The sequence below is a fragment of the Romboutsia weinsteinii genome, from assembly GCF_002250835.2.
GTDB classification, from domain to species: domain Bacteria; phylum Bacillota; class Clostridia; order Peptostreptococcales; family Peptostreptococcaceae; genus Romboutsia_A; species Romboutsia_A weinsteinii.
In genome coordinates this window covers 149,733-162,535 of record NZ_NOJY02000005.1, presented here as the reverse complement: position 1 = coordinate 162,535, position 12,803 = coordinate 149,733, and the positions used below count along the sequence as shown (strand labels likewise).

General features: G+C 27.9%; 14 protein-coding genes and 1 pseudogene. 2 read left to right on the top strand and 13 right to left on the bottom strand.

Annotation, left to right across the window (positions count from 1 at the left end):
* Positions 1–255, bottom strand: a pseudogene (locus CHL78_RS04630) (hypothetical protein); the annotation flags it as partial.
* A 162-nt stretch (positions 256–417) separates the two neighbouring features.
* On the opposite strand from CHL78_RS04630, the gene CHL78_RS04625 reads away from it, so the two are divergent.
* Positions 418–1,152 (top strand): TMEM164 family acyltransferase, encoded by a 735-nt coding sequence (locus tag CHL78_RS04625; RefSeq protein ID WP_456300081.1) that lies wholly within the window; start codon positions 418–420, stop codon positions 1,150–1,152.
* A gap of 163 nt (positions 1,153–1,315) precedes the next feature.
* Here the strand turns inward: CHL78_RS04625 and CHL78_RS04620 are convergent, their stop codons facing one another.
* The 8 genes from CHL78_RS04620 to CHL78_RS04585 all read right to left on the bottom strand — a co-directional run bounded on the left by CHL78_RS04620 (position 1,316) and on the right by CHL78_RS04585 (position 8,659).
* Positions 1,316–2,758 carry a leucyl aminopeptidase gene (locus tag CHL78_RS04620; protein WP_094366638.1) on the bottom strand — a complete coding sequence of 481 codons (1,443 nt, stop codon included), beginning with the start codon at positions 2,756–2,758 and terminating at the stop codon, positions 1,316–1,318.
* A gap of 31 nt (positions 2,759–2,789) precedes the next feature.
* Entirely contained in the window at positions 2,790–3,233 is a 444-nt protein-coding gene (locus CHL78_RS04615) for a MarR family winged helix-turn-helix transcriptional regulator (protein WP_094366637.1), read from the bottom strand.
* Positions 3,234–3,405: 172 nt separating this feature from the next.
* Positions 3,406–3,822, bottom strand: coding sequence for a GerW family sporulation protein (ytfJ, locus tag CHL78_RS04610; protein WP_199533989.1), 417 nt, complete (start codon positions 3,820–3,822; stop codon positions 3,406–3,408).
* The gene (locus CHL78_RS04605; protein WP_094366635.1) at positions 3,776–4,408 is read right to left on the bottom strand and encodes a hypothetical protein; all 633 of its coding nucleotides are present in this window, start codon (positions 4,406–4,408) and stop codon (positions 3,776–3,778) included. The genes ytfJ and CHL78_RS04605 overlap by 47 nt, the downstream gene beginning before the upstream one ends.
* Before the next feature lie 155 nt (positions 4,409–4,563).
* Entirely contained in the window at positions 4,564–4,863 is a 300-nt protein-coding gene (locus CHL78_RS04600; protein ID WP_094366634.1) for a nitrous oxide-stimulated promoter family protein, read from the bottom strand.
* Between the two features lie 11 nt (positions 4,864–4,874).
* Positions 4,875–6,554, bottom strand: a complete 1,680-nt coding sequence (gene cydC, locus CHL78_RS04595; protein ID WP_330408581.1) for a thiol reductant ABC exporter subunit CydC — start codon at positions 6,552–6,554, stop codon at positions 4,875–4,877.
* On the bottom strand, positions 6,547–8,325 hold the full coding sequence (locus tag CHL78_RS04590) for an ABC transporter ATP-binding protein/permease (protein WP_094366633.1): 1,779 nt from the start codon (positions 8,323–8,325) through the stop codon (positions 6,547–6,549). Before CHL78_RS04590 ends, cydC begins: the two co-directional genes overlap by 8 nt.
* A 19-nt stretch (positions 8,326–8,344) precedes the next feature.
* A complete protein-coding gene (locus CHL78_RS04585; protein ID WP_094366632.1) occupies positions 8,345–8,659 on the bottom strand; it encodes a hypothetical protein in 315 nt (104 codons plus the stop codon).
* Between the two features lie 196 nt (positions 8,660–8,855).
* On the opposite strand from CHL78_RS04585, the gene CHL78_RS04580 reads away from it, so the two are divergent.
* A complete protein-coding gene (locus CHL78_RS04580; RefSeq protein WP_094366631.1) occupies positions 8,856–10,235 on the top strand; it encodes an MATE family efflux transporter in 1,380 nt (459 codons plus the stop codon).
* Between the two features lie 59 nt (positions 10,236–10,294).
* On the opposite strand, the gene CHL78_RS04575 is transcribed toward CHL78_RS04580, so the two are convergent.
* The 4 genes from CHL78_RS04575 to CHL78_RS04560 form a co-directional block, all read right to left on the bottom strand.
* Positions 10,295–10,684, bottom strand: coding sequence for a YbaN family protein (locus CHL78_RS04575; protein ID WP_094366630.1), 390 nt, complete (start codon positions 10,682–10,684; stop codon positions 10,295–10,297).
* A gap of 184 nt (positions 10,685–10,868) precedes the next feature.
* Positions 10,869–11,402, bottom strand: coding sequence for an SMC-Scp complex subunit ScpB (scpB, locus tag CHL78_RS04570; protein WP_094366629.1), 534 nt, complete (start codon positions 11,400–11,402; stop codon positions 10,869–10,871).
* 1 nt (position 11,403) lies between these two features.
* Positions 11,404–12,132, bottom strand: coding sequence for a segregation and condensation protein A (locus CHL78_RS04565; protein ID WP_094366628.1), 729 nt, complete (start codon positions 12,130–12,132; stop codon positions 11,404–11,406).
* A 27-nt stretch (positions 12,133–12,159) separates the two neighbouring features.
* Positions 12,160–12,762 carry a site-2 protease family protein gene (locus CHL78_RS04560; RefSeq protein WP_094366627.1) on the bottom strand — a complete coding sequence of 201 codons (603 nt, stop codon included), beginning with the start codon at positions 12,760–12,762 and terminating at the stop codon, positions 12,160–12,162.
* Between the last annotated feature and the right edge of the window lie 41 nt (positions 12,763–12,803).

The following is a 12,803-nucleotide window of genomic DNA, read 5'->3' as shown; positions in this document are numbered from 1 at the left end:
TATCCTTACAAGAAATATGCTCTCCCCAATCTCGTCTACATCCACTATATTACATAAATACTCTTCTCTTTCTGTAACTTGTTCATTTGTATTATGCTGTACCTCATTATAAACACATACACCTTGCCATACACAGTTACAATTTTCACATCCTTGTATCAAGCTACATTTAATACAGTCCCCTGAATATGCAAGATGACATGGACAGTACTTAGTCCCTGCATCAGCACATGATTGAATATTAGTCCTTTTCAAATCAGTCACTTCCTTAAAATGATATTTTAAACTATCTAAATCTTATACTTATAATTTATTATTTTTTCTTCTATTTTGTTACATTTGGATTAGTTTTTAATATTCTATTTTACGCTTTTGAAAATATAATGTATTATATCTAAAATATTTTATATCAAATCTATGCAATTAGAATATAATTGTATAAACACTAATTATATTAATATGGTGGGAGCGGATGATATGGTTCATACTTTTCTTTTTTCTAAAGCACATTTAATAGTACTTTTAATCTTAGCCTTGTTTTTATATTTCTGTCCTAGACTTACAAAAAACCTGCTACCTTATAGCTATATGATTGAAAAAATTCTCTGCTTACTAATTTTTTTGGAGATTTTTTTTGAACAAGCTTCTATTATGTATCTAGGCGACTACAATACCTTAACATCTTTACCTATTAGCATAAGTCGCTTTAGTGCTTATATGTGTATAGCTATATTATTTTTTAAGCAGTATCAGCTATTTAATGTATTTTTCTCTTGGGGCTTAGTTTCTGCTATTGGTGAATTGATTTTCTTTGAGGAACTTCCATATGTATTTCCTAGCACAGAGCACATATTTTATATAGCTTCTAAGTTTTTCCTTATCTATGCTGTGGTTTATATGTGTGAGGTTAGAAAGTTTAAAGTTAATAAATATGCTATAAAAGACAATCTACTTATGTGTACTCTTTATTTTTCATTTATATTCCTGCTAGACTCATTGACTACAGCAAATTATACTTATAGTTTTTCAAGCAACAATATAGCAAGTATATTTATATTCGTTGGCATAACTACTATAATGTATATACCATCTTTAATTTTTAATAAAGATGATTATGATAAGTTTAATTTTAGCTTTAAGAAGAAACGATAGACGTGATTTTACCTGTTAACTTTTATTGCATATTAAAATAGAGCATCCTTATAAATTAGTTTTATAAAGATGCTCTATTTTAATTATGATGTTTTTATAAAACAGTTTACCGACATATTTTAATATAACTATGTCGGTAAACTACATAATCAAATCTATTGTATTATTTAGTAGCTAAGTAGTATAAAGTTCTTACACCTTCTCCTGTGCCACCTTTAGACTTATATCCCTGTGCCTTATTTGATGCACTAGTTCCAGCTATATCCATGTGAACCCATGGAGTATTTCCAACAAACTCTCCAACGAACAATCCAGCAGTTATACATCCACCTTCTCTACCAGCACTATTTTTAAGGTCTGCTTCAGATCCTTTTATTAACTTCTTATATTCATCAAACACTGGCATTCTCCAGATTTTTTCTCCAGATAAATCAGCAGCTTCTTTTACATCTTCATAGAATTCATCGTTATTAGTTACAACTGCTGTAGCTACGCTTCCAAGAGCTACCACTGCTGCCCCTGTAAGAGTTGCCACGTCAACAACTTTACTTACATTTTCATTATTTACAATATAATAAACTGCATCTGCTAAAGTAAGTCTACCTTCTGCATCAGTATTTAGTACTTCAATAGTCTTTTTAGCCATAGAGCTTATTATATCTCCTGGTTTATATGCATTTCCAGATATAGAGTTTTCACAAGCTGCTACTACTGCTATTACATTTTTGTTTAGTTTACTTTTAGCTATAGCACACATTGCTCCAATTACACTTGCAGCACCACCCATATCAGTTTTCATATCAACCATAGATCCAGTAGGCTTTATAGAGTATCCACCTGTATCGTAAGTTATACCTTTTCCAACTAATCCTAATATATCTTCATTGTCAGCATCTTGAATATATCTCATTACTATAAATCTAGGCTTATTACTTGAACCTCTGCCTACAGCCAAAAATGCTTCCATTCCTAATTCTTCTATTTTGTCTTGTTCATATACTTCAACTTCAAATCCATACTCATTACCTAACTTTACAGCTTCATTAGCTAATGTTTCTGGGTATATTACATTTGAAGGCTCATTTACTAAATCTCTTGCTATTATTGTAGATGTAGCTAATATTTCTGCTTTTTCAATTTCATTCTCTACTTCTTCATCTGTATATATTGTTAAAGTTTCTATTGTATTTTCTTCTGAAGTTTTAGTCTTATACTTGTTAAACTCATAATTACCAAGTAACATTCCTTCTACTAAAACACCTATGTAATCTGCACTTAAACTTACATTTAATACATCTACAGAATCAGATGTACATGTACTACTTTTTATTATATTCTTTAACTTCTTAACTAAACTTCCACCTAATACTCTTAGCTTTTCTTCATTTAGTTTTTCTTTTTCTCCAAGACCAACTAAACATATAGTAACTATTTTTCCATCAATAAAAGCTTTTACAACTTCAATGTTATTATATTTAGCATCAAATTCTTTGCTTATTATGTTTATTTCTTCAAGCTTGCTTTTTATTATTTCCTCTTTAAAAGCTGCCACTACTACTGTATTCTCTAAAACCTCTAAATAACTTTTTCCAATTTTAATATTCATGTCCTACCCCCTATATTTATTTTAGATTTTATTATATAAGCTCTTTCATTAGACTATTTACATCATCTAAAGCTGTAAGTAGTCTATTTTGCTTTGATTCTTCTAGCACTTCTACTTTAGCTTCAATAATCTCTATAAATCTTTCTATTTCTTCATTTGTAACAAGTTTTCCTTCTTCTGTTAGAGCATAGAAAGTATTTCTTCTATCATTACTATCTTCTTCTCTATAAACATACCCTTGATCTACTAATTTATTCAATAATATACATAAACTTGAATTTGATACAGTTAAATCTTTGCTTAAATTTTTAAGCTCTATTTTCTCGTATTTTTTCATTTCTACTAATGCAAAGAATTGCTTCTCCGTTAACACTTTCTCACTTTTATATCTTTCTTTACTTAAAACCCTCATCAATTTATAAAAATTATTCATACCCTCCATTAATGGTACGATTAACTCTCTCTTATTATTCATATTATCCACCTCAAAATGCTTATAGGCATTGTATTTACGTTCTTTTTAATTATACTATACCTAATTATTATTATCTATTTAAATTGTTTTAATATGAAATTAAAATACATTAGATAGTTTTTATATTAAAATAAAGCATAATTTAACTAATTATTATGCTTTATTTTAATATCTATCTGTTATCATTTTTCTTATTATGATTTGAGAAATTTTGTATTTTTTCTATTACCTTTGGAGTAATTGTAAGTATGTTGTCTACCAAATTAATATTATCATCTAAGCTCATTAGTCTAGTTTGTCCATCTTCTACTACTACAAAAGCAACTGGCTGAACTGAAATTGCCCCAGCACTACCTCCAGCAAAGTTTGTATCACCTTTTTCATTCTCTTTATGAACTTCTTTTTTATCATAGCCTTTGGAGTATTCTCCTCCACCTATACCAAATCCTATAGTTACCTTTGATATTGGTACTACTACAGTATTATCTGTTTTAATAGGATCTCCAACTATTGTATTTGCATCAATAGAACCTTTAATAGTCTCAAGAGTTGTCTCCATAAGACTCTGAATTGACCCTGTCGCTCTCATTGATATCACCATCCTTAATATTTGATTGATTTATTTTTTTAACTTTGCGAAGAGCTATAATTACCTTTATAATATCTTTTACCGAAGGTTTGATATGTATTTTAGTTTTTGCTAAAAAATAATTTTCTACAAAATTGGGTTTTACTCCAAGATATATTTTATCTGGATTAAAGCAACTAGCTACATTACCATAAATAATATTTATAAGTAAATATGTAAATGAAGTTAGGTTAATATATGTACTTCCAAATTCTATGTTTGAGTAAATCTCTACTATTTTTACTTTTATTATTAATCTATAAAGACTTATAATATCACCAGCCAATAAAGTACTTTTATGTTTACTTTCATAACCTTCCCTTTTATTTTTTCTTCGCTTCTTATTGGTAGGTGGATAAATCTGTCTATGAATATTGATAATATTAAATAAGTATTTTATGTTTAACGTTATACATACATCTGTTCCTTTTATATTAGAGTTAATAATTATATGAAATGATGAATATATAAACATTATTAATAAAATAAAAAATAAAACAATTAATATTATTAAATTGCTAAAATTAAATACTTCATTATATCTCATATTACTATTATTTTCTAAAAGATAATTATATATACTTTTTCTTAAAAACTTATTAACTTTTTTAAAACAAAATACAATAAAAAAAGCACTAAACCTATAATGGCTTAGTGCTTTTTATTATACATTTATATCATTATAAAATTTTCTACTCAACTCTACTTTTCAAATACATGCTTAATAACTTCCATTGGACTATATAGAAGTAACCTTGGTCCTGAAAACTTCATAACTTCTTTAATTTTTAGCTTCATATCCTTTTTATAACAGTGTATTGGGCATTTGCTACAAAACTTTTTTTCTTCGCCAAATTTACAAAAATCTAATCTCTTGTTAGCATATGCTAAAAGTTCAGCGCAATCCTCACATAATTCGCCTTTTTTACTTCCATGTTTTTTTCTACAGTATATGTCTATCATTAAGTTTATTGTATTTTTTTCTTTTTCTATTCTACTCATAATATCCTCTTTTAGTTAAACTCAAGTGTATTATTCTTAACATATACTTTTTTATCACATATAGATGTACTTGATTTTCTATGAGATACCATTATTATCGTCTTGTCATCAGACTCACGCTTTATACTCTTTAGTATTTCTGCTTCATTTAGAGTATCTAAGTTACTAGTAGGCTCATCTAATATCATAAGATCAGCATTATGTAAAAATGCTCTAGCTATACCTAATCTTTGCTTTTCACCAGAGGATAAGTTTGAACCTATTTCTCCAACATTTGTCTTGTACCCATTTGGTAAAGTTTGTATAAAATCATGTACAGATGCTTTTTTACAAGCTTCTATGATTTCTTCTTCTGTAGCATCCATTTTACCTATCTTAAGGTTATTTTCTATAGTGTCATTAAATAAGAACGTTTCTTGACTTACTAAAGACTGTGATTTTCTAAGCGCTTTTGTAGGTATATCTTTGATATTTCTATTAGATATTTCAACACTTCCTTTATTAACATCCCAGAATCTCATTATTAATTTTAATAAAGTACTCTTACCACATCCACTTTCTCCAATAATTGCAACCTTATCACCTTTTTCAATATTAAGATTTATGTCCTTTAATAATACTTCTTCTCTACCATTGTATTTAAATTCCATATCTCTTACATCTATAAAGTCCATATTAAGGTCTTCATTACCTTCAACTTCTTTAACTGCAGGTACTTCATCTAATATATTGAATAGCCTTTGAGCACATGCAAATGTATGCATTAGATTATTTGATAAGTTACTTAACGCAACTGTAGGACCAAATGAACTTGCAAGTAATACTATAGCTACTATTACTTGCCCTAAGTCTATAGTATTTGACTTAAATAATTCAACACCCGCAAATAAAGTCACAAGAATTGCTATCATTATAGTAATATCTGTACAAGCTCTTATTAAACCTTCATGCTCTTTTATAACTTCAAGCTTTTCATTTAATTTATCACTATTTTTATTTATACTATCTAGTCTTTTTTCACCTTCACCAAATAATAATACTTCCTTTATTCCCCTTAAAGAATCTAATAAGAAACTGTTAGTATTACCGAACTCATTTCTATACTCAAATCCTGCATCACTACCTAATTTAGAAGATAATATAGGTATTAAAGCTCCAACTATTAAGTAAAATACTACGGCTATTAATCCAAAGTAAGGATTTATAGTGTATAACACATAAGCTATTACAGATGATGTAAGTATTGCTATAGCTATCGGGGCTATTGTATGAGCATAAAATACTTCTAAAAGTTCTATATCACTTGTTATTACTGATATTAAATTTCCTTTTTCTTTAGTTTCTAACTTTGATGGTGCAAGCTTTCTTAATGCCTTATACACCTTATCTCTTAGTATTGCAAGTATTTTAAAGGCAATATAGTGACCTGAGTATTGCTCAATATATCTTAATATACCTCTTAATATGGCACACACTATGATTATTTTAGTTGCCTCGGCGAAACTAAACTTCATATTTAATCCAATTATATCTCCTATAGCTATTGATCCAAGAGTTGTTATAGCTATAGCTGCTAAAAATCCTAATACTCCAAAACTTATTGTTATCATCATAATAGGAGTTAATGGCTTTAGTATTTTTATAAGCCTTGACATTATCTTAAATCCTGATTGTCTTTTAGTATTATTCACTTACAGCCACCTCCTTTTTATAGTTACTATTATCTTCTTCATATATATTTTCTAGATTTTTTTGGTTAGTGTATAAATTACAGTATGTAGATTTATTGCTCATAAGTTCCTTATGAGTACCGCTTTCTACTATATTACCTCTATCTAGCACATATATCTTATCCGCATTTTTTATATTTGCAAGTCTATGAGATATTACTATTACAGTCTTTTTCTTAGCTATATCATGTATAGTTTTTAATATACTATCTTCACTTTCCACATCAACATTTGAAGTTGCTTCATCAAATATGTATACCTCTGGATTAGTAAGTATCATTCTAGCTAAGGCTAGTCTTTGCTTTTGTCCACCTGATAATAGAGAACCACCTTCTCCTACCTTTGTCTTTAATTTATCTTCTAATCCAACTACAAAATCATATAAGTTTGCAGTTCTCAGTGCATTATACATTTCATCTTCGCTTGCATATTCATTGCCCATTTTTAAATTTTCTTCTATCGTTGAGTTAAATATATACGAACTGTGACTTATAAAACCTATCTTCTTTCTTAATTCTTCAAATGGTATAGAGTTTATATCCACATCATTTAAAGATATTACTCCACTATCAACTTTTCTTAATTTAAGAAGTAGGTTTGTAATAGTACTCTTACCACATCCACTCTCCCCAACTAATGCAACCATAGATTTATTCTTAACTTCTACACTTATATTATTAAGTACTCTTCTCTCTTTATCATAACTAAAATCTACATCTTTTATTGAAATAGAAATATCTTTTAATTTTTCTTTATCTTCTCTTGATAGTACTGGTTCTTGTTCTTCCTCTGCATCTAATAACTCAAACATTTTATCTGATGCTGCCATACCGTTCATAGCTACGTGGAAGAATGATCCTAGTAATCTAAGAGGTATAAAGAACTCTGAAGATAATAAAATTATTATTACTGTAGCACCTACAGTTATATTTCCTTTTGATAATTCATTTAGAGCAATAAGTATACCTGCTGCTGCCCCTCCAAATGCGATTAAATCCATTATAGTTATAGAGTTTAACTGCATTGAAAGTACCTTCATAGTAATATTTCTAAATGTTTCAGCTTCTTTATTCATTTCTTCATTCTTTTCTTCATCTAAATCAAATATTTTTAATGTTGTAAGACCTTGAAGATTTTCTAAGAATGAATCACCTAAGTTTGTATATATTCCCCAATATTTGCTTAAAAGTTTTTTTGCAAACTTCATAACTGATGCTATTGATATTGGTATTAATGGTACACATACTAGTAATACTATCGCTGCCTTAAAACTAAATTGAGCAATAACTACAAATAAAGTTAATGGTCCAATTAAACTATAAAATAATTGTGGTAAGAACCTACCAAAGTATATTTCTAAAGCCTCTACTCCATCTACTGCGATTTGTACAGTTGATGATGTTGATATTGTATCATTGTAGTTTACACCTAATCTAAGTAGCTTATTGTAAATACTTTCTCTTAATAAATACCTAACCTTTGCAGATGACTTATGAGAAAACTTCCCAGCCATATAGTTGCAAATAAATCTTATTATCATTAATGAAGCTAAAAAAATCACATAGCCACCTATGTTAAAGCTTAAATCTTTATTATACAGCTTATTAATTATATCTCCTACAAATAATATTATTCCTATATTACAAATTATAGATATCCAGTTCATTAGTACTGTCAAACCTATATATTTCTTTGATTCTTCACAAAGAGATATTAGTCTTTTATTTATCATTACTTCTCCTCCTAAATTATTAGTATATTATATGAAATGACAATGCTCCTGCAAATAATAATACTGAAGCTAAATGCATCCATTTATATTTTTTTCTAAATTCTTTTTTACCAGTTAAAATTATCAATATACTCACAATTGCTACTGGTAATATTGTTATTTCTTTATCTTTTAGATAATCTGTTATGGCATATATGACCATCCCTAAACAAGCTAATGTTCCTGTTAGTATATGTACTTTTAAACAAAGTTTATTATTTACAAACTTAAAATATTTACCAAAATAAGTAATAAATGCAATTAAAAACAACATGCTGCTAAATCTATGTAACATAATTTTCCTCCTATCCTTCGCAATAGATATTATATAACAGTTGATATTAATTATCAATATCTTATTTATTTTTTATATACCCTTTTTGATTTTAGATAAACACATTTATTTAATTTCATCCGATATATATTTATTGACTATAATATCTTCAGCCTATATATTAAGATTAGTGTTTTATATTAACAAGGAGGTTTTTATGCAATTATTAGTAAAAGATAAAGAATTTTATAAAAGAATTCTTTCTATAGGCATTCCTATTTCACTTCAAAGTTTAATTACATTCAGTGTTAGTATGACAGATACTATGATGTTAGGCTCTTTAGGAGAGGTAACCTTATCAGCTGCATCTTTAGCCAATCAGTTTTGTTTTATATTCTTAGTAATAAACTTTGGTTTAGGTGGTGGATCTGGAGTATTAACAGGTCAATTTTGGGGACAAAAAGATGTTAACTCTATAAAAAAGACTATGTCTATATTATTTAAAATTAGTATAGCATTTGCAGTTTTATTTTTATTATTGGCACAATTTTTCCCAGAAAAAATAATGTCAATCTACACTAGTGAGGCTGGTGTTATTGAACAAGGTGCTAAGTATTTAAGAGTTATATCGCTATCATTTATTATGCAAGGAATAGTTACTACTGCAACTATAGTGCTTAGAACTGTAGGAACAGTTCAAATAGGACTGTTAGCTTCTGGGCTATCATTTTTAATAAACATATTCTTAAATTACGTACTTATATTTGGTAAATTCGGTGCTCCAGCTTTAGGAATTGAGGGGGCTGCTATTGCTACCTTAACTGCAAGGATTATTGAATTTACTGTAGTAATAATTTATTTACTTAAGTTTGATAAAAAGATTAAATTCAATCTAAAATATATATTCTCTACTGATAAGTACATACTTAATAAGTACATCAAAATTGGTTTTCCTGTTTTAATAAGTGATATTATCTTAGTTTTGGGATTAAATATGTTATCAGTTGTCATGGGTAGGATGGGATCTGACATGGTAGCTGCAAATAGTATATCAAATATTGTTACTCAATTTACCATGGTATTTTTACAAGGTGTTTCAAATTCAAGTTCTGTGATAATTGGAAATACTGTTGGTGAAGGAAACTTAGATGCTGCTCAGGAAAGAGGTGTATCCTTCTTGACACTGTCAGTTTTACTGGGTATAGTATCATCTATTATTATTTTGTCTCTTAAAAATGTTATTGTAGATTTCTATAATGTCTCTGATGCTACTAAGCAAATAGCATATTCGCTTATGGACTCAACTTGCATAATAGTAATATTCTCATCAGTATCTTCTATTCTTACAAAAGGTGTACTTCGTGCAGGTGGAGATACGAAATTCCTTATGATTGCTGATGTTTTATTCTTATGGGTTGTATCCATTCCACTTGGATATATTGCGGGTATTGTACTTGGACTTTCTCCTGGTATAGTCTTTATAGCTTTAAAACTTGATGAGATTATAAAATCAATATGGTGTACAGGAAGACTGTTAAGTAAGAAATGGATTAAAAGAATTAACGAACCTGATAAAGAAAACATTGAAATAGCTTAATTTAAAGCCCCAGGAGCAATTTATATTATTCCTGGGGCTTTCTATATGTTAACAAACTTTTAGCTATTTACTGTATCTTCTTTTATTGTCTTTATTCTAAATGTGAAGTAGTATAATTTAAATAACATTACCGCTATTAGAGTTAATCTCATATGTAGATTGTCTATTATTACAAATGGAAATGCCATCATAACATCTGCAAATAAAATCAGTGTAACTTTTTGTTTTAAAGTCATAGACCTAGTTTTCACAAAACTTTCTAGGTGCTTTTTATATATCTTAGTAGATTTAAACCATCTATCAAATCTATCTGATCCTTTTACAAAACAAACTGAAGCCAATAATAAAAATGGTGTTGTTGGTAATACTGGTAATATCACTCCTACTGCCCCTATAATAAATGCTATCATTCCAATTGTTACATATATAAATTTTTTAATTTTATTCATAATCTGTCCTCCATATATTTCATATTATCTAATAATAACTTATCACACTTGATATTTATTTTCAACAAATATTTTATATCATTTAAGACAGAAAATATTATTCTACCTATATATTATTAATTCCTTACAATAAAAAATAGCTACATTAAGATAATTTAATATCTCAATATAGCCATTGTATTATTTATAATTCACTGTTTTCATAAGTCTCAAGTGGTGGTAAATCTTCTAATTTTTCTATATTTATTAGCTTTAAAAACTCATTTGTAGTCTTATATATTATAGGCTTCCCTATTTTATTAAGCCTTCCAGCTTCTCTTATAAGATCATTTTCTAATAGAGTCTGAAGTACTTTATCGCACTTTACACCTCTTATATTTTCTATTTCTATTTTAGTAATAGGTTGCTTATATGCAATTATAGTAAGAGTTTCTAGAGTTGCTTGACTAAGTGTCTTCTTTTTCTTTGGCTCAAGAACTTTCTTTATATATCCTGCATAATCCTTATTTGTACACATCTGATATTTATTCTCAAGCTTTATTATCTGTACTCCTCTATTTTGCTCTTTGTATTCTTCGATAAGAATATTTATCATATATTCTATTTCTTTAGATGATAGATCTTCATTTACTATATAGTTAAGCTCTTTTATGCTTATAGGCTCACCATAAGCAAATAAAATTGCCTCAATAATATGTTTTATATCTTCACGTTTCATGTTACATCTCCGAGCCTTTCTTTATTATAATGTCATCAAAGAATATATCTTGAATAACTACTATTTCCTTAGCTTTAATAAGCTCTAATATAGACAAGAATGTAGCTATTACTTCATCTTTATCACAATTATTAATAATCTTAGTGAACATAAATTCTTGATTTTCCTCTAAAATAGTCCTTAGCTCTGTCATTTTTTCTTCAACAGATATTATTCTTCCCCTAACTATTTTATTTAATTTTTCATCATTATTTGTTGTTTTCTCTTCACTTATTCTTACCTTAAATATATAAGGCAATATGTTTTTTATTGCTTCTATAGATATATCGTCTAAATCTATTTTTTCATCAACTACTATTTCTTCTTTATTTCTATAGAATCTTTCATTTATATAACTAACATTTTCTTTTATATCTTGAGAAGCTATCTTAAACTTTTTGTATTCCTCTAACTTCTCCATAAGCTCTAATCTTGGATCTTCCTCTTCTTCATCATCTTTTTGCTTATATAATAAATATCTAGATTTTATCTCAAGAAGTTTAGATGCCATTGTAATAAATTCACTAGTTATTTCTAAATCCATTTTTTCTAACAAATCCAAATACTTAAGGTATTGCTTTGTTATCTCAGAAATGGAGATATCTTTTATATCTATTTTTTGTTTAGATATTAAATCATATAATAAATCTAGCGGTCCTTCATAAACTTGTAATTGTATATTATACTTCATTCAAATACCTCTTAATTTTGTTTGATTCTAAATTCCCGCAAACATAAATACTATCTTTACTAAAAAACTGTGTATCGGTCCTACTATATAAGAATATGTGTTAGTAAATATTAATAACAGTAATAATATAGTACTATAACTCTCATACTTGTATACAGCTTCATAATACTTATATGGTATAAATGTAGATATTACTCCCCATCCATCTAAAGGTGGTATTGGAAGTAAGTTAAATGCTGCAAATCCTAAGTTATATACTAAAGTCATCTGTGCTATCATGTTTATAGCATAGAAATTTACTTTTCTATTTATTATCACACATATTATAGCCGTAATCACATTACATATTACACCAGCCAATGAGACTAATAAATTTCCAATTTTATAATTTTTGAAGTTGTTCGGGTTAACTGGTACTGGTTTTGCCCAACCTATTCTAAAGAAAAGCATTGTTATAAGCCCTACTGGGTCTACATGTCTAGCTGGATTTAACGTCATCCTTCCATCATACTTAGCAGTATCATCACCTAATAAATGGGCTGCATATGCATGACCAAACTCATGTACAGATATAGCTATTGCTATAGCGACTAAGCTTACTAATATCTCACTTAAACTTAAATTAAACATATATTTTCTCTCCTAAATTACTTTTTTAATACTATTATACC

What these genes read in the sequence shown, in the direction of transcription:
- CHL78_RS04625 (WP_456300081.1), top strand. Translation starts at nt 418, where the DNA reads ATGCAATTAGAATATAATTGTATAAACACTAATTATATTAATATGGTG.
- CHL78_RS04560 (WP_094366627.1), bottom strand. Translation starts at nt 12,762, where the DNA reads ATGTTTAATTTAAGTTTAAGTGAGATATTAGTAAGCTTAGTCGCTATA.
- CHL78_RS04600 (WP_094366634.1), bottom strand. Translation starts at nt 4,863, where the DNA reads ATGAGTAGAATAGAAAAAGAAAAAAATACAATAAACTTAATGATAGAC.
- CHL78_RS04620 (WP_094366638.1), bottom strand. Translation starts at nt 2,758, where the DNA reads ATGAATATTAAAATTGGAAAAAGTTATTTAGAGGTTTTAGAGAATACA.
- CHL78_RS04615 (WP_094366637.1), bottom strand. Translation starts at nt 3,233, where the DNA reads ATGAATAATAAGAGAGAGTTAATCGTACCATTAATGGAGGGTATGAAT.
- CHL78_RS04565 (WP_094366628.1), bottom strand. Translation starts at nt 12,132, where the DNA reads ATGAAGTATAATATACAATTACAAGTTTATGAAGGACCGCTAGATTTA.
- CHL78_RS04585 (WP_094366632.1), bottom strand. Translation starts at nt 8,659, where the DNA reads ATGTTACATAGATTTAGCAGCATGTTGTTTTTAATTGCATTTATTACT.
- CHL78_RS04580 (WP_094366631.1), top strand. Translation starts at nt 8,856, where the DNA reads ATGCAATTATTAGTAAAAGATAAAGAATTTTATAAAAGAATTCTTTCT.
- CHL78_RS04590 (WP_094366633.1), bottom strand. Translation starts at nt 8,325, where the DNA reads ATGATAAATAAAAGACTAATATCTCTTTGTGAAGAATCAAAGAAATAT.
- scpB (WP_094366629.1), bottom strand. Translation starts at nt 11,402, where the DNA reads ATGAAACGTGAAGATATAAAACATATTATTGAGGCAATTTTATTTGCT.
- CHL78_RS04605 (WP_094366635.1), bottom strand. Translation starts at nt 4,408, where the DNA reads ATGAGATATAATGAAGTATTTAATTTTAGCAATTTAATAATATTAATT.
- CHL78_RS04575 (WP_094366630.1), bottom strand. Translation starts at nt 10,684, where the DNA reads ATGAATAAAATTAAAAAATTTATATATGTAACAATTGGAATGATAGCA.
- ytfJ (WP_199533989.1), bottom strand. Translation starts at nt 3,822, where the DNA reads ATGAGAGCGACAGGGTCAATTCAGAGTCTTATGGAGACAACTCTTGAG.